This window comes from Streptomyces sp. NEAU-174, from assembly GCF_052665095.1.
In genome coordinates this window covers 15185-37876 of the sequence record NZ_JBQTCE010000033.1, presented here as the reverse complement: position 1 = coordinate 37876, position 22692 = coordinate 15185, and the positions used below count along the sequence as shown (strand labels likewise).

Annotated in this window: 17 protein-coding genes; 6 read left to right on the top strand and 11 right to left on the bottom strand. The window is 73.4% G+C overall.

All coding sequences use genetic code 11. The annotated features are described in order from the left end of the window. Positions 1-9: 9 nt before the first annotated feature. On the top strand, positions 10-1530 hold the full coding sequence (locus ACT2CW_RS48310; protein ID WP_445521193.1) for an FGGY family carbohydrate kinase: 1521 nt from the start codon (positions 10-12) through the stop codon (positions 1528-1530). A gap of 31 nt (positions 1531-1561) precedes the next feature. On the opposite strand, the gene ACT2CW_RS48305 is transcribed toward ACT2CW_RS48310, so the two are convergent. The 5 genes from ACT2CW_RS48305 to ACT2CW_RS48285 all read right to left on the bottom strand — a co-directional run bounded on the left by ACT2CW_RS48305 (position 1562) and on the right by ACT2CW_RS48285 (position 9153). Further along, the gene (locus ACT2CW_RS48305) at positions 1562-2830 is read right to left on the bottom strand and encodes an RNA polymerase sigma factor (protein ID WP_445521192.1); all 1269 of its coding nucleotides are present in this window, start codon (positions 2828-2830) and stop codon (positions 1562-1564) included. Between the two features lie 382 nt (positions 2831-3212). Next, entirely contained in the window at positions 3213-5231 is a 2019-nt protein-coding gene (dnaG, locus tag ACT2CW_RS48300) for a DNA primase (protein WP_445521191.1), read from the bottom strand. Between the two features lie 74 nt (positions 5232-5305). After that, positions 5306-6601 carry an NAD(P)/FAD-dependent oxidoreductase gene (locus tag ACT2CW_RS48295; RefSeq protein WP_138915788.1) on the bottom strand — a complete coding sequence of 432 codons (1296 nt, stop codon included), beginning with the start codon at positions 6599-6601 and terminating at the stop codon, positions 5306-5308. Positions 6602-6895: 294 nt separating this feature from the next. Further along, a complete protein-coding gene (locus ACT2CW_RS48290) occupies positions 6896-8344 on the bottom strand; it encodes a deoxyguanosinetriphosphate triphosphohydrolase (protein WP_445521190.1) in 1449 nt (482 codons plus the stop codon). Continuing rightward, positions 8341-9153: a sirohydrochlorin chelatase gene (locus tag ACT2CW_RS48285; RefSeq protein WP_445521189.1), complete on the bottom strand. Its 813-nt coding sequence runs from the start codon at positions 9151-9153 to the stop codon at positions 8341-8343. Before ACT2CW_RS48285 ends, ACT2CW_RS48290 begins: the two co-directional genes overlap by 4 nt. Positions 9154-9415: 262 nt before the next feature. Between ACT2CW_RS48285 and ACT2CW_RS48280 the strand changes: the two genes are divergently transcribed. Beyond that, positions 9416-11695, top strand: a complete 2280-nt coding sequence (locus ACT2CW_RS48280) for a molybdopterin oxidoreductase family protein (protein ID WP_445521188.1) — start codon at positions 9416-9418, stop codon at positions 11693-11695. Between the two features lie 42 nt (positions 11696-11737). Here ACT2CW_RS48280 and ACT2CW_RS48275 read toward each other — a convergent pair whose 3' ends face one another. Further along, positions 11738-12727: an adenosine deaminase gene (locus ACT2CW_RS48275; protein ID WP_445521187.1), complete on the bottom strand. Its 990-nt coding sequence runs from the start codon at positions 12725-12727 to the stop codon at positions 11738-11740. A gap of 394 nt (positions 12728-13121) precedes the next feature. Between ACT2CW_RS48275 and ACT2CW_RS48270 the strand changes: the two genes are divergently transcribed. After that, positions 13122-13844: a SanA/YdcF family protein gene (locus ACT2CW_RS48270; RefSeq protein WP_445521186.1), complete on the top strand. Its 723-nt coding sequence runs from the start codon at positions 13122-13124 to the stop codon at positions 13842-13844. Positions 13845-14260: 416 nt separating this feature from the next. Here ACT2CW_RS48270 and cutA read toward each other — a convergent pair whose 3' ends face one another. Further along, positions 14261-14584, bottom strand: a complete 324-nt coding sequence (cutA, locus tag ACT2CW_RS48265; protein WP_020871507.1) for a divalent-cation tolerance protein CutA — start codon at positions 14582-14584, stop codon at positions 14261-14263. Positions 14585-14733: 149 nt separating this feature from the next. Here cutA and ACT2CW_RS48260 point away from each other — a divergent pair, with 149 nt between their 5' ends. Continuing rightward, positions 14734-15093 carry a cupin gene (locus ACT2CW_RS48260; RefSeq protein ID WP_037946203.1) on the top strand — a complete coding sequence of 120 codons (360 nt, stop codon included), beginning with the start codon at positions 14734-14736 and terminating at the stop codon, positions 15091-15093. A 42-nt stretch (positions 15094-15135) separates the two neighbouring features. Here ACT2CW_RS48260 and ACT2CW_RS48255 read toward each other — a convergent pair whose 3' ends face one another. From ACT2CW_RS48255 to ACT2CW_RS48240, 4 genes are all read right to left on the bottom strand, one after another. After that, on the bottom strand, positions 15136-15948 hold the full coding sequence (locus tag ACT2CW_RS48255) for a hypothetical protein (RefSeq protein ID WP_445521185.1): 813 nt from the start codon (positions 15946-15948) through the stop codon (positions 15136-15138). 130 nt (positions 15949-16078) lie between these two features. Continuing rightward, entirely contained in the window at positions 16079-18772 is a 2694-nt protein-coding gene (locus ACT2CW_RS48250; protein ID WP_445521184.1) for a fibronectin type III domain-containing protein, read from the bottom strand. Between the two features lie 175 nt (positions 18773-18947). Continuing rightward, positions 18948-19631: a maltokinase N-terminal cap-like domain-containing protein gene (locus ACT2CW_RS48245; RefSeq protein ID WP_445521183.1), complete on the bottom strand. Its 684-nt coding sequence runs from the start codon at positions 19629-19631 to the stop codon at positions 18948-18950. 131 nt (positions 19632-19762) lie between these two features. Beyond that, positions 19763-20404: a hypothetical protein gene (locus tag ACT2CW_RS48240; RefSeq protein WP_445521182.1), complete on the bottom strand. Its 642-nt coding sequence runs from the start codon at positions 20402-20404 to the stop codon at positions 19763-19765. A 173-nt stretch (positions 20405-20577) separates the two neighbouring features. Here ACT2CW_RS48240 and ACT2CW_RS48235 point away from each other — a divergent pair, with 173 nt between their 5' ends. After that, positions 20578-21255: a response regulator transcription factor gene (locus ACT2CW_RS48235; RefSeq protein WP_020871501.1), complete on the top strand. Its 678-nt coding sequence runs from the start codon at positions 20578-20580 to the stop codon at positions 21253-21255. 4 nt (positions 21256-21259) lie between these two features. Beyond that, positions 21260-22678 carry an ATP-binding protein gene (locus tag ACT2CW_RS48230; protein ID WP_445521181.1) on the top strand — a complete coding sequence of 473 codons (1419 nt, stop codon included), beginning with the start codon at positions 21260-21262 and terminating at the stop codon, positions 22676-22678. Positions 22679-22692: the final 14 nt, after the last annotated feature.

The following is a 22692-nucleotide window of genomic DNA, read 5'->3' as shown; positions in this document are numbered from 1 at the left end:
ATCTGATCCATGGGGATAGTCGCCGGGTTGGACAGTTCGTCCGAGAGCACACGAATCGTCGTCTGTGACACCGATACGGGTGCCGTGATCAAACAGGGGTACGCCCCGCATCCGGTCGGCGGCAGCGGTGATGTGGACCCGCAGGCGTGGCTGATGTCCCTCGGCGAGGCCGCCGAGGGCGGGCTGCTCGAAGGGGTCCAGGCCATCGGCGTCTCGGCGCAGCAGCACGGGTTGCTGGCGCTGGACGCGGGCGGGGTGCTGGTGCGCCCCGCGCTGGTGGGCAACGACAAGCGCGCCCAGTCCGCGGCCGCCGACCTCACCGAGGCGCTCGGCGGCCGCACCGCCTGGGCCCAGGCGGTCGGCGCGGTGCCGACCGCCTCGCAGCCGGTGGCCAAGCTGCGCTGGCTGACGCGGAACGAGCCGGACGCGGCGCACCGCGTGGCCGAGCTGATGCAGCCGCACGACTGGCTGGTCTGGCAACTGCTGGGGCGGCCGGTGCGGCGTACGACCGACCGCGGTACGGCCTCCAGCAGCGGCTACTGGTCGGCGGCTAGCGGATCCTGGCGCCCCGACCTGGTCCAGCTGGCCCTCGGTCACCAGGTGCGGCTGCCGGAGGTGATCGGCCCGGCCGAGGCCGCCGGGCACACCCCCGAGGGGCTGCTGATCTCCGCCGGTACGGGCGAGACCATGGCCGCCGCCTTCGGGCTCGGGGTCGGGGTCGGCGACGCGGTGATCTCCCTGGGCGCCTCCGGCTCGGTCTTCTCCGTCCACCATGAGGCGCTGGCCGATCCGACCGGCACGATCCTGTCGTACGCGGACGCCACCGGTATGCATCTACCGGTGGTCCATACGCTCAACGCGGTACGGGCGCTACGCGGTACGGCGGAATTGCTCGGCACGGATCTCGAGGGGCTCTCCGCGCTCGCGATGAAGTCCACCCCGGGTTCGTACGGGCTGGTGCTGCTGCCGTACCTGGAGGGCGAGCGCACCCCGCATCTGCCGCATACCGCCGGGACGCTGACCGGGCTGCGGCGCGATTCGATGAAGCCCGAGCATCTGGCGCGGGCCGCGTTCGAGGGGATGCTGTGCGGGCTCGCGGACGCGCTGGACGTGCTGCGCGGACGCGGCGTCCAGGTGCGGCGCGTCTTCCTGCTCGGGCCCGCGGCCGACCTCCAGGCCGTCCGCGCGATCGCGCCCGCGGTGCTGGGCGCGCAGGTCGTGGTGGTCCAGCCCGCCGACTACGCCGCGCTGGGCGCGGCCCGGCAGGCCGCGTGGGCGCTGGGCGTCTCGCACGGCACCCACTCGCCGCATGAGCCGCCGCGATGGCCGGCCGCGGCGAGCCAGGTCTTCGAGCCGGGCGAGGACCTGCCGGTGGGGCAGTCGGTGCGGCAGCAGTACGTGGCGGTGCGGGAGCAGATCCACCCCGCGGCGTTCGAGCCCGGCGCCGGCGATCAGGAGGCGGCGGGCCATGGGGCAACCGGTGGGTACGAGGTTGGTGCGTACGAGACCGGTGGGTACGACGGCGGGTGAGGCCCGGCCCGCGTGGGCCGGGGCCGCGGCGTTAGTCCAGATAGCCCCGCAGCTGATCGGCGAAGGCGTGGTCGCGGAGCTTGTTGAGCGTCTTCGACTCGATCTGGCGGATCCGCTCCCGCGTCACTCCGAAGATCCGGCCGATCTCCTCCAGCGTGCGGGGGCGGCCGTCGGCCAGGCCGTACCGCAGCTGCACCACCTTGCGTTCGCGCTCGCCGAGCGTCGACAGCACGGCCTCCAGGTGCTCGCGGAGCAGCAGGAAGGCCGCGGACTCCACGGGTGAGGCCGCGTCGCCGTCCTCGATGAGGTCGCCGAGGGCGACATCGTCCTCCTCGCCCACCGGCGCGTGGAGCGACACCGGCTCCTGGGCCAGCCGCAGCACCTCGCTCACCCGCTCCGGGAGCAGGTCGAGATGGGCGGCGACCTCCTCGGGGGTGGGTTCGTAGCCGCGCTCCTGAAGCATCCGGCGCTGGACCCGGACCACCCGGTTGATCAGCTCGACGACATGCACCGGGACCCGGATCGTCCGGGCCTGGTCGGCCAGGGCGCGGGACATGGCCTGGCGGATCCACCAGGTGGCGTACGTCGAGAACTTGTAGCCGCGGGCGTAGTCGAACTTCTCGACCGCGCGGATCAGGCCGAGGTTGCCCTCCTGGACCAGGTCGAGCATGGTCAGGCCGCGGCCGACATAGCGCTTGGCGACGGAGACGACGAGGCGGAGGTTGGCCTCGATCAGCCGCCGCTTGGCCATTCGACCCAGGACCACCAACCGGTCCAGGTCCAGGGCGAGTTGGGTGTCGAGGTCGGGGGTGTTGCCGAGCTTTTCCTCGGCGAAGAGGCCCGCCTCGACCCGGCGGGCCAGCTCGACCTCCTCGACCGCGGAGAGCAGCGGTATCCGCCCGATCTCGCGGAGGTACTGGCGGAAGAGGTCGGCGGAGGGGCCGCTGGTGTCGGCGCGGGCGGGCGGCTCGATCGGTTCGACGGGCTCCACGGGTTCTACGGGCTCCACGGCCTCGGCCGAGTCGACAGGCTCGGCGGGCTCGGCGGGCTCCACGGGTTCGGCGGGCTCGGCGGGTTCCGCTTCGGGGGCGGCGCCGTCGGGCGCCGGGGCCGGGGCGGTGCCGGGGGCGAGCTCGGCCATGGGGTCCGGTGCGGCGTCCTGGCCGGTATCCGGTACGCCTTCCGGGGCGAGGTCCGCCGAGTCCTCGGGCATGGCCGGCGCTACCGCTGTGGCGCCAGGCGAGTGGGGGGACAGGGGGTGCGCCGCGAGGGCCGCGTCGGTGAGGGTCTGGGTCTGCACGGGGGCGACCTCCAGGGTGATCGCTGCTGAGGGGGCAGAACGATCGGGTACGGCACGGCGGCCGCGCCGCCGTCCGTCCCGTACATCTTGAGCGACTCTGCGGGGGATTCCGGCCCTACCCGGCCAAGACCGCCGCGCTCCGAGGACTCAGGCACCGCATCCCAGTGTGGAGTACGACACAGGCCCGCCACGAGGGGCGTGCGAGCACTTTTTGCTCAGCGGCCCGTGACCGTACGACTACCCGGCGGCTACGGCGAGCCCTCCGGCCCGCCCGCCGGACCACGAACGCGCTGGCCGGAACCCATCCACCGGCCCTCGCCGCCCCCGGCCGCCGCTGTCTCCCCTGAGCGCCCGCTCGTTCTTCCCAAGCGCCCGCTCGTTCCTACAGCGCCGCCGCGCCCCGGTCCCGGAGGGACTGGCCGTACTGCTGAAGCACCCAGAGCTCGTTCTGCACGGCGGCGACGTGGGCGGGGTCGGCGTGCTGCCCCAGGCGCTGGAGGGCGCCCCGCACCTCGGTCACGCGCTGGTTCACCGCGGCCAGCCGGACGGCCACCAGCTGCACCCCCGCGTACACCTCGTCCGGGTCGCGGCGGGTGTGCGGCGGCTCGACGGCGAGCTCGGTGACCATCGCCCGGACCGTGTCGTCGGGCGCCGCCTCCCGGACCCGGGCGAGATAGTCGTCGTCCGCGGCGGCCGCGCCGCCCGCGTCCTCGATGGCGCGGCGCACCGCCGCGTACGGCGGGGCGGTGAACTCGTCGATGCCGTAGGCGTCGAAGGCCGGGGAGACCAGATGGGGGTGTTGCAGCGCCAGCTTGAGCAGCTCGCGCTCGACGCGATGGGCGGGGCTGCGCAGATTCAGCGCGGGGCCGCGCGGGACCGGCGGAGCGCCCGCGGCGCCGGGGCCCCCGTTCGGGCCTCCGCCGGGGCCTCCGGGCCCGCCAGGACCGCCCGGGCCGCCGCCGCGCTGGTCGCCCCGGCCGCCGTACCGGGCCCCGCCCGGACCGCCGCCGCCCCGCTGATCGCCGCGGCCCCCGTGCTCCGGGCCGCCCGGGCCGCCGCCGTTCTGCCTGCTGCGGGCCAGCCCGCGCACCCGGCGGATGATCGACTGCTCCTCGGCCTGGGTGGCGATGCCGACCATCCCGATGAGCCGGATCGCATAGCGGTCCCGCAGCCCGGGGTTCTTGATCGCCGCGACGACCGGCACCGCCTCGTCGACCGCGGCGATACGGCCCTCCTCGGTGTCCAGGTTGTAGCGGGAGACGATCGACTTCAGCGCGAACGCGAACAGCGGGGTGCGGTTCTCGACCAGGTCCGCCACGGCCTCGTCACCGCGGGCCAAGCGGAGTTCACACGGGTCCATCCCGTCGGGCGTGATCGCGATGGAGGTCTCGGCGGCGAACCGCTGATCGTCCTCGAACGCGCGCAGGGCCGCCTTCTGCCCGGCCGCGTCGCCGTCGAAGGTGAAGACGACCTCCGCGCCCGAGTTGTCCATCAGCAGCCGTCGGAGGATCTTGATGTGGTCGCCACCGAAGGAGGTGCCGCAGGTGGCGATGGCGGTGGTGACGCCCGCGAGATGGCAGGCCATGACGTCCGTGTAGCCCTCGACCACCACCGCCCGGCTGGACTTGGCGATGTCCTTCTTCGCGAGGTCGATGCCGTAGAGGACCTGGGACTTCCGGTAGAGCGGGGTCTCGGGGGTGTTGAGGTACTTCGGGCCGTTGTCGTCGTCGCGGAGCTTCCGGGCGCCGAAGCCGACGACCTCACCGGCGATGTCCCGGATCGGCCACATCAGCCGGCCCCGGAAGCGGTCGATCGGGCCGCGGCGGCCCTCCTGGGCGAGCCCGGAGACGATCAGCTCCTTGTCGGTGAAGCCGCGGCCGCGCAGGAAGCGGACGAGGTGGTCCCAGCCGGCCGGGCTGTAGCCGACGCCGAAGTGCTGCGCCGCGGCCTGGTCGAAGCCGCGCTGGGCCAGGAACGTACGGCCGATCTCCGCCTCGGGGCGGTCCAGCTGCTCCACGTAGAACTGCGCGGCCACCTTGTGGGCCTCGACCAGCCGGGTGCGCTCGCCCTGCTGGCGGCCGGGGGTGTAGCCCCCCTCCTCGTACCGCAGGGTGATCCCGGACTGGGAGGCCAGCCGCTCGATGGTCTCGGCGAAGGAGAGGTGGTCGATCTTCATGATGAAGTCGACCGTGTCGCCGCCCTCCTGGCAGCCGAAGCAGTAGTAGAGCCCCTTGCTGGGGCTGACCTGGAAGGACGGGGTCTTCTCGTCATGGAAGGGGCACAGACCCTTGAGATTGCCACCCCCCGCGTTCCGCAGCTGGAGGTACTCGGCTACGACGGCGTCGATCGGGACCGCTGCCCGTACCGCCTTCACGTCGTCATCGTTGATCCTGCCTGCCACGCCCGAATTCTACGGCCGGGGTCCGACATGGCCATCCGCCGCCTGCCGGACCCCGGTGAATACCTGCCCGGGGGCTACGGGAGGAGCGAGGTGAGCGGGACGGCCGGGTCGGCCAGGACCGCCGGGTCGAGCCGCTGCCCGCCGCGGATGAGCCGTTGGATCGATTCGGTGACGTCCCAGACGTTCACGTTCATGCCCGCGAGCAGGCGGCCGTCGTTCAGCCAGAAGGCGATGAACTGCCGCTTGCCGACATCGCCGCGCACCAGCACCTGGTCGTAACTGCCGGGCGGTGCGTAGCCGGAGTACTCCAGGCCGACGTCGTACTGGTCGGAGAAGAAGTACGGCACCCGGTCGTACGCGACGTCCTGGCCGAGCATGGCGCGGGCCGCCGCCGGGCCGCCGTTCAGGGCGTTGGCCCAGTGCTCGACGCGCAGCCGGGCGCTCGGCGGGAGCGCGGCCCGAACGGAGGTGCCCTCGAGGAACGCGAGCGGGGCGGAGGCCACGTCGCCCGCCGCGAAGACGTCCGGGTCGCTGGTGCGCAGCGAGGCGTCGACCGCGATGCCGCCGCCCGCCGCGCGGTCCACCACCTCGAGCCCCGCGGCCTCGGCGAGGGCGGTGCGCGGCGCGGCGCCGATGGCGGCCAGCACGCTGTGGGCGGGGTGCTCCTCACCGTCGTCGGTGAGGGCGGCCAGCACCATGCCATCCTGGCCGGTGATCTCGGTGAGGCGGGCGCCGAAGTGGAAGCGGACGCCGTGCTCGCCGTGGAGGTCGGCGAAGAGGGCACCCAGCTCGGGGCCGAGGACGGGGTGCAGCGGGGTGGGCTCGGGCTCGACGATGGTCACCTCGGCGCCGTAGCCACGGGCGGCGGCCGCGACCTCGAGACCGATCCAGCCCGCGCCCGCGATGACCAGCTGGCCGTTGTCCCGGCCGAGGGTGGACAGGACGCCCTTGAGCCGCTCGGCGTGGGCGAGCCGACGCAGATGGTGGACCCCGGCCAGATCGGTGCCGGGGATGTCGAGGCGGCGCGGCTCGGCGCCGGTGGCCAGCAGCAGCCGGTCGTAGTGGACCCGGGTGCCGTCGCCCAGGGTCACGGCCTTGGCGGCGCGGTCCAGGTGGACGGCGGGCAGACCGAGGTGGAGCTCGATATCGGACTGGGCGTACCAGGCGGGCTCGTGGACGAAGACGCTGTCGCGCTCCTGGCTGCCGGTGAGGAAGCCCTTGGAGAGCGGGGGCCGTTCATACGGGTGGTCGCGTTCGTCACCGATGAGGATCACCCGCCCGGTGAAACCCTCCGCTCGAAGGGTTTCCGCGGCTTTCGCCCCGGCCAGGCCCCCTCCGACGATGACGAATGTCTGGTGTGCGTCCACCACTTGTGTCCTCCTCGCTGCCGAGCGGTGCCGAGCAGTTCCTCTATGAGTGCCTTACCCCGGTCGTGTCAGGTCGTGCGTTCCGAAAGCCGTCCTCAATGCCGCGCCGAGAAAGTCGCGCCGAGAGGATGTGCCGAAAGCTGTGTCCCAGGGGAGCCTCCCGCACCGCGCGTGCGTCCGGAAGGGCCGGTAGGCCGTATGTGTGCGCGAAAGCGGTATCCGGCGGGCGGCGGGCGGCTTCCGGCTTTCGGCTCTGGCTTCCGGCTCCGGCTTCCGGCTCCGGTCCGGCTTCCGGCTTCACCCGGTGAGCCGGGCGTGCAGCCCCCGGGCCGAGGTGTCGGTCAGGGAGGCGATCTGGTCGACGATCGCCCGCAGCCGGCCCCGGTCGTCCCCGGCCGCGTCGAAGAGCGCGCGGAACTGGGGGTCCAGGCCGTCGGGGGCGCGGGCGATCAGGGCCTCGCCGAGCTCGCCGATGACCACGCGCTGATCGGCCCGGACCAGCTCCTGGTCGGCGCGCTGGATCACATACCGGTCGGCGACCGCCTTGAGGACCGCGCACTCCAGGCGGGTGGCGCGGGGCACGACCAGCTCGGCGCGGTAGCGGGTGAAGCGGCCCGTGCCGTACGCCGCGCGGGTGGCGCCCTCGGCGGCCAGGCAGAAGCGGCCGATGAGCTGGCTGGTGGCGTCCTTGAGGCGGGCCTGGGCGACGGACGAGCCGTCGTAGCCGTGCGGCCACCACTCCTGGCCCAGCAGCCGGTCCAGCGCCTCGGCCAGCTCGTCGGGCTCGGCCCCCGGTGCGTAGCGGTCGGCGGCGACGGCGAAGACCTCGCGGCGCTCGGGCTCGGCGAGCAGGCTCGCGGGGTTCAGATGGCCCGCGTGCAGCCCGTCCTCGACGTCGTGGACGGAGTAGGCGACATCGTCGGACCAGTCCATGACCTGGGCCTCGAAGGTCGTACGGCCCTCGGGGGCGCCCTGCCGGTACCACTCGAAGATCGGGACGTCGTCCTCGTAGACCCCGAACTTCGGGGAGCGGGGGCCGTGCGGATGGCCGCCGCGCGGCCAGGGGTACTTGGTGGCGGCGTCCAGCGCGGCGCGGGTGAGGTTGAGCCCGACGCTCACCGGCTCGCCGGTGCCCCGGTCGGGCACGAACCGCTTCGGCTCCAGCCGGGCCAGCAGCCGCAGCGACTGCGCGTTCCCCTCGAAACCGCCGCAGGGCTCGGCGATCTCGTTGAGCACCCGCTCGCCGTTGTGCCCGAACGGCGGATGGCCGAGGTCATGGGCGAGACAGGCCGTCTCCACCAGATCCGGGTCGCAGCCGAGGGCGGCGCCCAGCTCACGGCCCACCTGGGCGCACTCCAGGGAGTGGGTCAGCCGGGTGCGGGGCGTGGCGTCGAAGGCCGGGGCGCGCCCGGCGGGGCCGGGGTCGGCGGCCGGGGCGGCGGGCACCACCTGGGTCTTCCCGGCCAGTCTGCGCAGCGCGGCGGAGTGCAGCACCCGCGCCCGGTCCCGCTGGAAGGCGGTCCGGCCCGGCCGCTTGTCGGGCTCGGGTGCCCAGCGCTCGAGGTCCGCCGCGGCATAGCCGGGGACGTGGCGGGGGTCGGCCTCGGCGGCACCGATGGAGGCGGCGCCGGTCAAGGAGGCACCGGCCGACGCGGCACCCGTCGAGGCGGCGCCGGTCGAAGGGACACTGGCCGTGTCGGCCCGATCCGGTTCGGGTTCGGGTTCAGGTGGTGCGCTGGGGCTCATACACCGACGGTAGCCGCCGGGTGTGACAAGGGCGCAGAGGTCAGCGCCTGTTCGTAACGGCGCAATACGAGACGCGCCACCGCCGGATGGGCGCCGAGCGGAGCGGCCGCGAGGCCGGGCGCGGCGCTCGCGCACTGGGTCGCGAAGCGGCCGGGCGCGGTGAAGTAGGAGGCGACCGCGATCCGCTCGTGGCCGAGCTCGGCCAGGGCGCGTACGGCATCGGGCACGGTGGGGCCGGAGCCGGAGGCGTGGCCGGGCAGCACGGGCACCCCGCCGAGCCGGGCGCTGAGCAGGGCGGCGGTACGGGCCGTGTCGACGGCCGCGTCCGGGTCGCGGGAGCCCGCGGCGGCGAGGACGACCCCGCCCGTCCGGTGCGGAGCCGCGGCGCGGCGGCCCGCCTCCGCCAGCCGGGCGTGCAGTGCCTCGGCGAGCAGCGGGTCCGGGCCGAGCGGGGCGGCGATCCGGGCGGTGAGGTGGGGCGCGGCGGCGACGGCCGCCGGGATGTCCTGCTTGATGTGGTGGCCGCGGCTCAGCAGCAGCGGGACGAGCACGGCCTCGCCGCGCAGCGCGGCCAGTGTGTCGCTCAGCAGCGGCCGGTTGAGCTCGATATGGCCGAGGCGTACGGGCAGTCCGGGGCGGAGCGCGCGGACGCGGTCCAGGAGGGCGTGCACGGTGCGCAGCGCCTCGGGGTCCCGGCTGCCGTGGGCGACGGCGACGAGCGTCGGCGGGCGCTCGTGGCCACCCCGGCGGACGCCGTGGTGGCCCAGCCGGTCGAGCTGGGTGGTGAGCTGGACGGTGAACTGGGCCATGATCCGCTGGGCACTGTCGAAGTCCGCCGTGCCGTCGGGACCCTGAGTGCCATGAGGGCCGGGTGGACCGGGAGGGCCGGGAGGAGCGGGGTGCGGCGTCATGGCGAGAGCCTGGCAGCGGCAGATTGCACCGCCATTGCGTGGCCGTCACAGGTGATTGCGTCGACTTCACCGGCCGCCCGGTGCCGTGCTGAGGTCTGCTTCCCGCAGGCGTAATGCGAGGTGACGCGGGCTGTAACACGGCCGTAGCACGCTCCTTCCCATGGCGCACGTTCCGGTTACCGGGGACCGCTCCCCCGCCTCCTCCGACCCCGTCGATACGCACTGCCCTTACTGTTCGTTGCAGTGCGGGATGGCGCTGCGCCCGGTGCCGCCGGGCGACGGACCCGGTGACGGGCCGGACGGCGGCCCCGGTGACGGGCCGGACGGCCGTCCGGAGGGCCGTCCGGGCGGTGTCGAGGTGGTCGAGCGCACCGCGTTCCCCGTCAACCGTGGCGCGCTGTGCGGCAAGGGCCGCACCGCGCCCGCCGTGCTCTCCTCCCGGGTGCGTCTGACCGAGCCGCTGGTCCGCCGCCCTGACACCGGCCGGCTCGAACCGGCCACCTGGGAGGAGGCCCTCGACCGGATCGCCGAGGGCCTGGAGTCCACCGGCCGGGCGTACGGCCGCGACGCGGTGGGGGTCTTCGGCGGCGGCGGGCTGACGAACGAGAAGGCGTACGCGCTGGGGAAGTTCGCCCGGGTGGTGCTCGGCACCTCGCAGATCGACTACAACGGCCGGTTCTGCATGTCCTCGGCCGCCGCCGCCCATCAGCGGGCCTTCGGTCTCGACCGAGGGCTGCCGTTCCCGCTGGCGGACGTGGCCCGCACCGGATGCGTCGTGCTCGTCGGCTCGAACCTGGCCGAAACCATGCCGCCCGCGCTGCGCTATCTGACCGAGCTGAAGGAGGCGGGCGGCCGGCTGATCGTGGTCGATCCCCGGCGGACCCGCACGGCCGAGCAGGCGGATCTGCATCTGGCGCCGCGCCCCGGCACCGATCTCGCGCTCGCGCTGGGGCTGCTGCACCTGGTGGTCGCGGAGGGCCGGGTGGACGAGGAGTTCGTCGAACGGCGCACCAGCGGCTGGCCCGAGGCGCGGGCCGCCGCGATGGCCCACTGGCCGGAGCTGGTGGAGCGGATCACCGGCGTCCCGGTTCCTGAGCTCCGTAAGGCCGTCACGATGTTCTGCGACGCCGAGAGCTCCATGGTGCTGACGGCCCGGGGGCCCGAGCAGCAGTCCAAGGGCACCGACACCGTCGGCGCGTGGATCAACCTGTGCCTGGCCACCGGCCGCGCGGGCCGCCCGCTGTCCGGCTACGGCTGCCTGACCGGCCAGGGCAACGGCCAGGGCGGCCGCGAACACGGCCAGAAGGCCGATCAGCTGCCCGGCTACCGCAAGCTCGACGACCCGGCCGCGCGCGCCCATGTGGCGGCCGTCTGGGGCGTCGAACCCGATGACCTGCCCGGGCCGGGGCGCAGCGCGTACGAACTCCTGGACGCGCTCGGACAGGACATCCGGGCGCTGCTGCTGATGGGCTCCAACCCGCTGGTCTCCGCCCCGCGCGCGGCCCATGTGGAGTCCCGCCTGCGGTCGCTGGACTTCCTGGCGGTCGCGGACGTCGTGCTCTCGGAGACCGCCGCGCTCGCCGATGTGGTGCTGCCGGTGGCCCAGTGGGCCGAGGAGACCGGGACCATGACCAACCTGGAGGGCCGGGTCCTCCTCCGCCGGGCGGCCCTCACCCCGCCGCCGGGCGTCCGGACCGACCTGTCGGTGCTGAGCGGGCTCGCGGCCCGGCTGGGCTGGGAGAAGGGGTTCCCGGCGGACGCGGAGGAGGTCTTCGAGGAGCTGCGGCGGGCCTCGGCCGGGGGCCCGGCGGACTACTCGGGCATCACGTACCGGAGGATCGCGGAGGAGGACGGAGTGTTCTGGCCGTGCCCGGAGCGTGTGGAACGGGACGGCTCGGAGGGGGCCGCCTCTGGGGGCGCGAAGGACTCCGTGGACACGGAGGGGACCGACTCCGTGAACGCGGGAGCGCACCCGCACCCCGGCACCCCCCGCCTCTTCCTCGACCGCTTCGCCACGGACGACGGCCGGGCCCGCTTCGCCCCGGTCAGCCATCGCCCGGCGGCCGAGGAGCCGGACGCGGAGTATCCGGTGCTGCTGACGACGGGACGGGTGCTGGCCCAGTACCAGTCCGGCGCCCAGACCCGTCGCGTCGACGAGCTCAACGAGGCCGCGCCCGGCCCCTACGTCCAGCTCCATCCGCTGCTCGCCGAGCGGCTGGGGGTGGCCGAGGGCGCGCCGGTCGCGGTGGTCTCCCGGCGCGGCCGCGCCGTGGCCCCGGCCCGGATCAGCCGGGACATCCGGCCGGACACAGTGTTCATGCCGTTCCACTGGGCGGGGCCGGGGCGGGCCAACACGGTGACGAACCCGGCGCTGGATCCGGTGTCGCGGATGCCGGAGTTCAAGGTGTGCGCGGTGCGGCTGGAACCGGCCGCGGACTGACCGCCTCCGATCAGCCTCCGATCACCTCTGGTCAGCCTCCGCTCAGCCCCGGCTCCAGCTCTCGACCTCCTTCAGGTACGCCGCCCGCGTCTCCTCGTCGAGGAAGGCGGCCTGGAAGGAGTTGCGGGCCAGGGTGCGCAGGGTGGCCTCGTCGAGGCCGAGCGCGTCCCGTACGGCGGTGTAGTTGTCGCCCACGTAGCCGCCGAAGTAGGCGGGGTCGTCGGAGTTGACCGTCACCAGCAGACCGGCGTCCAGCATCGCGGGCAGCGGATGGTCCTCGAGGCGGTCCACGACGCGCAGCCGGACGTTCGACAGGGGGCAGACGGTCAGCGGGGTGCGGTCCGCGACCAGCCGGGCCACCAGCGCCTCGTCCTCCAGGCTCCGCACCCCGTGGTCGACGCGGTCCACGCCGAGGACGTCCAGCGCCTCCCACACATACGCGGGCGGTCCCTCCTCCCCCGCGTGCGCGACGCACTTCAGCCCGGCCTGCCGCGCCAGCGCGTACACCTCGCGGAACTTCGACGGCGGGTTTCCGACCTCCGCCGAGTCCAGGCCGACGGCGGCGATCCGGTCCAGATGCGGCCGGGCCGCCTCGAAGGTGGCCAGGGCCGACTCGGCGCTCTCGTCGCGCAGGAAGCACATGATCAGGCGCGTGGTGATGCCGTACGCGCGCGGCGCGGCGTCCAGCGCGCGGCCGATGCCACGGATGACCGTGTCGATCTCCACACCGCGCGCGGTGTGCGCCTGCGGGTCGAAGAAGATCTCCGCATGCCGCACGCCCTGCGCACGGGCGCGGGCCAGATACGCGTGGGTGAGGTCGGCGAAGTCGTCCTCGGTGCGCAACACGGTCATCAGCGCGTAGTAGAGGTCCAGGAAGTCCTGGAGGTCGCCGAAGGAGTACGCGGCCCGCAGCTCCTCCTCGGTGGCGAACGGCAGCTCGACCCCGTTGCGCCCGGCGAGCGCGAAGGCCAGATCGGGCTCCAGGGTGCCCTCGATATGGAGATGGAGCTCTGCGGTGGGGATCGGGGGCATGACGGGGATCACCTGCTGGTTTTCGCTGACGGGGAGGTCACTCACCCTATCCGGGCGGCAGCCCCGCACCGATCGATGGGCTCGGCGTCGCCAGCGGTGCACTCAGGAACGCGCCGCTCGCTTCCACGCCTGTGAGCAACTGGCTGCGGATCCGCTGGCCGACCCGGAAGAGGCTCGCGCGGCGGCGAGCGAGATCGGCCGCATCCTGCGGACTGCGGGCGCGGAGATCGGTGCGTGAGTGATGCGTGGAGGGTACTTCCTGCCGGTGCCCAGCCAGCAGCTGATCGCCGTGGTACGCGTCACCTGGGCCGGGTGAGGCAACCGCCGCTCCCCTCCTCGACGTCCCACAGCGCGACCGGATCGGTAAGGCGGGGGTAAGGCGGGAGGGGAGCGCATGCCGGGGTGGGTGCGGGGGCGGTTGCGGTTGCGGTTGCCGCGGACGCGGCGGGGGTGGCGGTGGCTGGTGCAGGGGGGTGTCCTCGTCTGCGTACTGGCTCTGCTCCCCGCGACCTGGCTGCGGCTGAGCACGGACGACCGGATCCATACGGTCGCCGATGTGCCCTCGGCCCCGGTCGGGGTGGTCTTCGGGGCGGGGCTGTGGAACGGGGAGCCGTCGCCGTATCTGGCGCACCGGCTGGACGCCGCCGTACGGCTCTACAAGGCGGGCAGGGTCCACGCGCTGCTGGTCACGGGGGACAACAGCCGCCATGACTACGACGAGCCGGACGCGATGCGCGCGTATCTCGTCAAGCGCGGGGTCCCGGACCGGCGGATCGTGAGCGACTTCGCGGGGTTCGACACCTGGGACTCCTGCGCCCGGGCCCGGCGGGTCTTCGGGGTGCACAAGGCGGTGCTGGTGAGCCAGGGGTTCCATGTCCGCCGGGCGCTGGCGCTGTGCGGGGCGGCGGGGATCGACGCGTACGGGGTCGCGGTCGACGAGCCGCACGATGTGACCTGGTACTTCGGTGGCACGCGGGAGGTTGTGGCGGCGGGCAAGGCGGCGCTGGATGCGGCGTTCGAGCCGGATCCGCGGTTTTTGGGGCCGCGGGAGCGGGGGGTTGAGGAGGCGCTGGCGGGTCGGGGTGTGGGCTCGGGTGCGGGTGCGGGCTCGCGTTGAGCGGGGCGCGGGCTCGGGCTCAGGCTCGGGCTCGCGTTGAGCGGGTGCCCCGGCTCTCGCCCAGGGGTGTGCGGTGGATCGTGCCGCCTGCGGCGGGCCACGCGGCGGAGCCGCATATCGGTGCTTCCCCCTCCCCGCCCCTTCCCGAAACTGGGGCTCCGCCCCAGACCCCGCTCCTCAAGCGCCGGAGGGGCTGGAAGGCGAGGCTCCGCCCCAGCCCCCGGGGGTCCAGGGGGCTGGGGCGGAGCCCCTGCCACGCGGCGGAGCCCCTGCCACACGGCGGAGCCCCTGCCACACGGCGAAGCCCCTGCCACACGGCGAAGCCCCTGCCACACGGCGGAGCCCCTGCCACACGGCGGAGCCGCATATCGGTGCTGCGGGAAGGGGCGGGGTGGGGAAGGATCGGCGTCAGCCGGTCAGCCGATGGTCGTCTCCGACACCACCCACGCCAGGTAGTCCTCGCTGCCGTTCACGATGGGCGTCGCGATGACCTCGGGGGTCTCGTAGTCGTGCGCCTCGCGGATATGCGCCTCCAGCTCGTCGTAGCGCGCGGCGGTGGTCTTGAACAGCACCTGCCACTCGGCCGCCGTCTCGACCTCCCCCTCCCACCGGTACACGGATGTCACGGGCTGGCTGATCTGCGCACAGGCCGCCAGCCGGGCCTCGATCGCCCCACGGGCCAGCGCCTCGGCCTTCTCGGGGGTGTCGGTGGTGGTCAGTACGGTCAGGTAGTCGGCCACTGCTGCGGTACCTCTCTCCACGGGGCGGTTCGCGGGGTGGTTGCACGGCGCGGTTGCGCGGGGCGGCTGTGAACTGGCGCCCACCACGCTAGCCGGTGAGGATTGAGGGAACCCGCCAACGATCAGACCGGACCGATCGAGGGGCACTCATGGATGACCTCACCACGCTCGCGCGCCACCATCTGGACCAGGCCAAGGCCGATCCGCACGGGCGCAGCGCACATCTGTTCCTGCATGACGGCCCGCTGCGGCAGAGCGTGATCGCCATGGTCTCCGGCTGTGAGCTCGACGAGCACAACGCTCCCCCGGCGGCCAGTCTCCAGGTGCTGCACGGGCATGTACGGCTGACCGGCGGCGGTGACCGGCTGGATCTCATCGCGGGCCAGGTGCAGGAGTTGCCGCACGAACGGCACGGGTTGCGGGCGCTGGAGGACTCGGTGGTGCTGCTGACGGCCGTGACCGCGACGCATGGCTGTCCCACGCCTTACGAGAACGCGGCCACCGCCTGACGACGAGCCCAGCAGCCCCTGTGGACGGCCGGTGGGCGGCCCCTAGTCGCTGCTGCCGCCACCGCCTCCTCCGCCGCCGCAGGAGTGGTGGCCGCCGCCATAGTCGCCGCCGTGGCTCCCGCCGTAGTCGGCGCCATGGGCCCCGTGGTCGCCGCCATGGGCCCCGTGGTCGCCGCCATGGCTTCCGCCGCGGTCGTCGGCCCACTCGTGCGCGGTGTAGAACGACTCCTGGTCCACGTACTCGGGGTCGTAGGCGATGAGGAGGTCCCGGTTCCAGTAGGCCGGGTCGCCGGTCGGGATGGGTATCGCGTCGCTGACGGCCCTGCGTCGGGCGGGTTCCGGGACGACGACGGGGCCGTAGAAGACGTACGAGGGCAGCGCCCCCTCCCGGACGGCCGCTTCCACGCGGCGCCTGCCCATGCGGGTGGGGCGGCCCCGGAGACGGGTGAGCAGGCCCTCGTCGGTGAGCCGGCGCCGGATTTCCGCCAGCTCGGGTCCGTCGAGCAGCGCGGGGACCACACGGTCCACCGGCTTCGAACGCGGGCACAGCGCGATGAGCGCACGCTCGACCGGGTGCCTGACCTCCGGGTGCTCGACCGGCTGCGCGGCCCCTGGGTGCGCGGCCCCCGGGTGCTCGACCGGGTGCCCGGCCACCGGACGCTCCGCCTGCGAGTGCTCGGCACCCGGACGCTCGGCCCCCGCACGCCCCACCCCCTCCCCCACCGTGGCGCGGATCCGGGAGCGCCGGAGGGTGATCACATCCCGCTCCTGGAGCGTTATCAGGAGGGTCTGGATCACCCACGGCCGCCCGCCCACCAGATAGGCGATGTCATAGAGGTCCAGGCGTCTGGTCATGGCACACATCGGAATGCCCCCGTCCAACCGTTTCCAGCCAAACTGCTCAACTACCGTCAGTTTTGTCGCTTCGAACGGTGATGAACCCCGATGAGTGCCGTTTCAGAGCAGGATTTGAGCTTTCGCCCCCTTAACCCTTCGCAGTCCTGACGGACACCTCCACCGACGGACCGGTGCCCGTGGCGGTCAGGGCCGCGATCGAGAAGGTGTACGCCGTGGCCGGGCGCAGGTTGCCGATCACCCGCAGCATCCCCTTGGCCCGGGGCTGGGCGACCAGGACGTCGCGGCCGGTCACGGTGGTCACGCGGCCGTCCGAGCCGGTGATCCGGTAGCCGATGACGGGCGTGTCCCCCGTGGCCTTGGGCGGCGTCCAGGACACCGTCGCGGCCGTGGCATCGGCGTTGGCCTTGACCCCGGTGGGGGCGCCGGGCAGGGTGCCGGGGCCGTCGGCGGTGGGGGTCACGGGGGCCGCGGGGAGGGACACCTCGCTCACACCGGCCTTGTTGCGGGCGGTGACGGTGACCGTGTACGGGGTCCCGTTGTCGAGCCCGCGGACGATCGCGTAGGCGGTGCGCTTGAAGTCGGCGGCCCGGATGGTGGTGGAGACGGACCGCGAACCGCCCGAAGCGGTCACCGTGGAAGCGGTCACCGTGTACGACGTGACGGGGTCGCCGCCCTCGACGTACGACGGGTTCCACGTGACGTACACCGAACCGTCCGCCGCGAAGTCCCCCACCCGGGTGGGCGCTTCGGGCACGGAGTCGGCGGCGAACGTGCGGCCGAGCAGCCCCCGGTAGCGGGGTTCGAGACCGGCTCCGGCCACGATGTCGGCCGGTGCCTCGGACGGGTCGGCCAGAATGTGGTTGCCGCTGGTCACCACGCCCTTGTCGTCCCGGTCGGGGTCGCCCTGCTCCCAGTAGTTGCCGACGATGCGGGTCGGGTCGTTGTTGCCGAGGTCGTCGCGGTAGTCGACGTGGGCGCTGAGGACGTTGGCCTGAGCGCCGTAGAGGACGTTGCCCTCGACCGTCACGTAGGTGCAGCCGTTGTCGGTGTAGACGGTCCGGCCCAGCCCCCACCCGTCGTGGATGACATTGCCGGTGATCTTCTCGCCGTTGTCGAGGGAGCTTCCGGTGAGGCCCTGGGTGTAGACGCCGGCGCCGTCGTCGAGCGCCTGCATGTAGTCGAAGATGAGGTTGTCGGCCACCCTGTTGTCGCGGGAGACATTGGCGGTGGCCGGTTTGCGGATCTTGTCGGGCCAGCCGCCCCAGCCCATCGAGATCGCCGAGTAGGCGACGTGGTCGATCTGGTTGTGGGCGATGGTGTTGTCGCGGGTGTAGCCGTTGAGGATGGCGACGCCGCCGTGGTACTCGCGGGGCAGCGCGTAGAGGTGGTTGTTGGTCACCGACACGGCGCGGGTGAGGTCGGCGTCGCTGCCCGGCTGTGGGGCGTCCACCCCGCCGATCTCCATGCCGTTGCCGGAGATGTCGGTGAAGACATTGCCGCGTACGGTCGCGTTCTTCGTCCCGGTGCCGAGTTCGAGCCCGGCCGCGCCGAGGTGGGTGAAGGAGTCGTCGGAGAACTCGATGTCACGGCCGTGGCTGATGGCCACGTTGCCGGGCATCTTGGTCCAGGAGGCGTACGGGCAGGTGCCGCCCGGGGTGTACTCGCACAGCCCCTGCGTCTTCCAGCCCTCCGGGCCGGTCACCGTATAGCCCGCCTGCACCTCGGAGAAGCCCTCGGGCGAGGAGGGGGTGAGCCAGGTGGCGTACGAGAACTCGATCCCGCGCAGGGCGATGTCGCGCAGCGGCGCGCGCCCGGTGCCGCGCCCGTCGACCAGCTTCTCCAGGACCGGCGCCTCCACGTCGGCGGTGCGCGGGTTCTCGCCGGAGCGCGGGCGGTAGTAGACGGTGCGGGTGTGCCGGTCGAGGTACCACTCCCCGGGCTGGTCCAGGACCTCGAAGGCGTTCTCGACATAGCCGGGCAGCGCGCCGCCGGTGAGCTTGGCGGGGCCGACCATGTTGATGCTGCGGCCGGGGATGTCGGGGAACTCCACGCGCCTGGTGGAGTTGTCCCAGCACGGCTGGGCCATGGTGACGGTGGTGCCGGTCATCGAGCCGATGGGGCAGCGCGGTTCGGTCCACGGGCCGAGTCCGTACTGCTGGATGTTCCACAGCGCCTCACCACTGGGGTAGACGAACTCGATGTCCGACGGGTTGCGCCAACGGGCGAGGGTGTCGGCGGACGCGGCGTAACCGGTGGCGGTGGCGGTGAGGGTGACCGGGATCGGCCCGCGCGCCCGCTGGGCGCGGACGCCGTTCACATACAGCTGCCGGGTGTTGTCCAGCCCGGCGGGCGCGGGCGCCGACCACAGCCCGGCGCCGCCCTTGACCGGCCGCCAGCCCCGGACCGCCCGCCCACCGCTGAACACGGTGCCCCTGCCGCCCTGCCAGATGACGCGGTGGCCATTGCCCCCGGAGTCACGGGAGTCGAGGACGAGCGGGCGGTCGAGGCGGTACGTGCCCGGCGCGAGGTGCACCGTAAGGTCGGCGCTTTGGTGCGGGACGCGCTTCCGTACGAGGTCGCGGGCGCGCTCGGGGGTGCGGACGGGGGCGGTACGGGTGCCGGGCGCGCGGTCGTCGCCGTCGGGCGCGACATAGACGTCGGCGGTGGGGCGGGGCCCGCGCGCGACGGCGTCGGCGGTGCCGCCGAAGGCGGCGCCGAGGGTGGCGAGGGTGGCCAAGACGGCCGCGACGGCGGCGGCTCTCGGGGCCGTCTTACGGGCCTCGCGGACGGTCCGGATGCGTGAGCGTACGTACTCCGACATGTCCCTCCCTGCGGAACCTTGCTGGAACCCTGCTGGAACTCGTGGAGTGGTGGCCCCGGGAAAGGTAGGATCTATGAGCGGAACACGTCAATACAGCGCACACGGAATCGCCCCACTTCGCCTTCATGGCGTCAATTCATTGGACCTATCGGCCCGGTGCGGGGTGTTCGAGGTGTCAGGACGCCGTGTCGCCGTCGTACAGCACGACGTACCGGCCGCGGGCCTCGCCGCCCTCCGACAGCCGCCAGCCCGCGCTGACATGGCCCCGGGCCCCGGTGGACTCCGCACCGGACTCCGCACCGGACTCCGGCCGCAGCACGCGCGTCACCTGGAGGGCGGGACCCCCATCGCCCAGCAGCAGACGGGTGCCGTCCGGGCCGTTCGCGACGGCCGGAGCCCCCGCGGCCCCGGCCGGGATGTCGAACCCGGATCCGGTCACCTCGGCGGTGACGGAGGGGTCCGGGGTGTGGGATTGGCTCTGCGCCTGCGGTTCGGCACGGCCCTGGAGGAGCGCGATCAACTGGACCACCAGCACCGGGTCATACGGCCCGTCGTAGATCCACCGCTGCCCCAGCACCCCGTGCTCGGTCGTGCCGATGAGGGCCCGCTCGGCTCCCTCGAGCGGCGCCGCGCGGTACGTCATCGGTACGTGGTACCAGGCGGGCCGGTCACCGGCGTCGTCCCGGACCACCATGAACTCGATCCCCACCTCGCCCTCCGGGTCGTCGAGCCGGAAACCGCCGACCCTGGACAGCTCCGGCGGGCGCCGCGCGGCGGCGTACCACGGCTGCCGGGGCAGCCACGGGGTGAGGAGCTCCAGCTTGGTCGGGCTCATCGTGGTCTTGTGAATGATCGACATGCCGTGTGAACGCCTTCGCTCGTCCTACGCTTCCCGGGCGCTGACACGGTCTCACGGCGCGCGAAAGGGCCCGGCGCGCCGTGCGCGCCGGGCCCTTTGACGGCCGGCCCCCCACGTGGCCGGCCGGTGGGTCAGGAGCGGGTCGCGCGGGTCGCCTTGACCGCCGTGGTCTTCGCGTCCGCGGACGGCTTGGCGGGCCGGACCGCGTCCTTGGGCAGGACGATCACGCAGGTCTTGCCCGGCTTCCCCGGCTTACCGGGCTTGGTGGGCACCGGCTTCCCGGGCTTGGCGGGTGTGGTGGGCTTGCCCGGCTTCGCGGGGAGCGCGGGGACGGAGTCCGTCTTCCCGGAGCCACGCTTGATCACCACGACCTTGCAGGTCTTCCCGGGATGGGTCGGGAAGGCGGGGATGACGACGCAGGTGTCGTCGCGCCCGTGGCGGTCCTTCGACGCCGCGATGGCCTTCTTACCGGTGACCTTGCCCGCCTCGGTCAGCTTGACCGTCTTGGCATGGTCAACCACCTTGCCCGGCTTGGTCGGCTTGCCCGGCTTGGTCGGCGTGGTCGGCGTGGCGCTGTCGTCGTCGGACCGGATCACGCAGAGGGCCGGGCCGTGGGACGTCTTCCCCTTGGCGGCGGAGGCCGAAGCCGAGGAGGACGGGGACGCCGAGGCCGAGGCGGGGGCCGTGGCCCCCAGCGCCAGGGCGCCGGCCGCCACGGCGAGCACGACACCGCGCCGCTTCGCGGCCGTGGAACGGGGCAGGGTACGGGACATGGGCACAGCTCTCCTTCGCTCAGGGGGTTGCACTGGCTGCCGAAGAACCCTTGATCCGTCGGCGCACTCACCGTTGCGCACCGATGCTGAGTCCTCGCTGAAGCACCTGAGGCCCCGCTGAAACCGGTGCCGGTTTCAGCGGGGCCTCAGCTTGCCCGTGCCATCCTGACCGCGTGCGCATACTGGTGGTGGAAGATGACGCCCGGCTCCGCGAGCTGCTCACCGAGGGCCTGGAGCAGGAGGGTTTCACCATCGAGACGGCGGCGGACGGGCTGAGCGGCCTGGCGCTCGCCCGGTCCGGCGAGTACGCGGCGATCGTGCTGGATGTGATGCTCCCCGGGTGCTCCGGCTATCAGCTGTGCTCGCGGCTGCGCGAAGAGGGCGACTGGACACCGATCCTGATGCTCACCGCCAAGGACGGCGAGTACGACGAGGCCGATGGGCTGGACGTGGGCGCGGACGACTATCTGACCAAGCCGTTCTCCTTCGTCGTCCTGATCGCCCGGGTGCGCGCCCTGGTACGGCGCGGCGGGCTGGACCGGCCCGAGGTGCTGGAGCTGGGCGATCTGCGGCTGGAGCCCGCGGCGCTGGCCTGCGCGCGCGGGACGGACGAGGTCACGCTCACGGCCAAGGAGTTCGCCGTGCTGGAGTACCTCGCCCGGCGCGCCGGGCAGGTGGTCTCCAAGTCCGAGATCGTGCAGAGCGTGTGGGACGCCGCGTACGACGGCGGGGCCAATCTCGTCGAGGTCTACATCCGCAGTCTGCGCCGGAAGATCGATGTGCCGTACGGACGGCGGTCGATCCGCACGATACGGGGCGCGGGCTATCTGCTGGCCCGCGACGGAGGGTGAGACAGTGGGGCAGCACACAGCGGGCGCGGAACGCGTCGCGGACGCGGAACACACGGCGCACGGGCAGCGGGAGCCGGAGGGCACACGGGCCCACCGCCCGCGCCTGACCTCCGGATTGAGCGTGCGGGCCAAGGCCGTGCTGGCGGCCGCCGGAACCGTGGCCTTCGCGATCGCGCTGTGCATGCTGGCGCTGGTGCTCGCCCTCCAGCACAACCTCCGTGCCAGCGCCGACCTGGACGCCAGGAACGCCGCCGTGGCGATCAAGGGCCAGCTGGGGAAGACCCGGGCCATGCCGCAGCGGGCCCTGGTCGTCGCCCCCGGCGCGGTGACGATCAAGGACGCCGCCGGCCGGACGGTCACCCCCGTGACCCCGACGGACGCCGCCCCACACGGGTCGGCCGGGCTCTCGACGCCCCCCGCCGAACCCACCGAGCCGGTCGAGGCCGGGCAGCCGTACAGCGTGACGGTGAGCCCCTCGACCACCTCCCTCGACAGCGCCACCGGGCTGCTGCTGCGCCAGGCCGCGCCCGCGGCCGCCGGTCTGGTGCTGTTCGTCGCGGGGCTCACCTGGCTGCTGGTGGGCCGCGCGCTGCGCCCGGTCGCCGCGATGCGGCAGGAGTTCACCGAGATCACCGAGCGCGATCTGCACCGCCGGGTGCCGGTGCCCCGGGCGCGGGACGAGATCCACCGGCTGGCCCGGACCATGAACGCCACGCTGGACCGGCTGCACCGGGCCATGACCCGGCAGCGGCAGTTCGTGGCCGACGCCTCGCACGAGCTGCGCAGCCCCATCACGGCCGTACGCGCCCAGCTCGAGCTGGTCCTGGCCCGCCCGTCGCGCACCGACTGGCCGGCCGCCGTGCACAAGGCGCTGCGGGACACCGACCGGCTTCAGGCCGTCGCCTCCGATCTGCTGCTGCTCGCCCGGCTCGACGCGCAGGAGGCGCCGCCCAAAGCGGCGGTGGACCTCGGCGCGCTGGCGGCCGAGGAGGTGCGGCGACACCCGGACGCGGTGACGATGAATCAGCCCACGACGGCCGGGGACCAGCTCACGAAGGCCGGGGGTCAGGAGGCCGCCGTCGTGACGGGCAGCCGGGTACAGCTGTCCCGGCTGCTGACCAACCTCGCCGACAACGCCCGCCGTCACACCCGTACCACCGTCTCGATCACCGTGGCGGTCCGCGGCGGCATGGTCGAACTGGCCGTGGACGACGACGGCCCCGGCATCCCGGAAAGCGACCGCGAGCGCGTTTTCGAGCGGTTCACCCGGCTGGATGACGCCCGGGCCCGCCAGGACGGCGGCACCGGTCTCGGCCTCGCCATCGCCAATGACATCGCTCACGCCCACGGCGGCACCCTTACGGTGCTCACCAGCCCGCGGGGCGGGGCTCGCCTGCTGTTGCGCCTGCCCCGGGCGGCATAGCCGAACCCCGACCC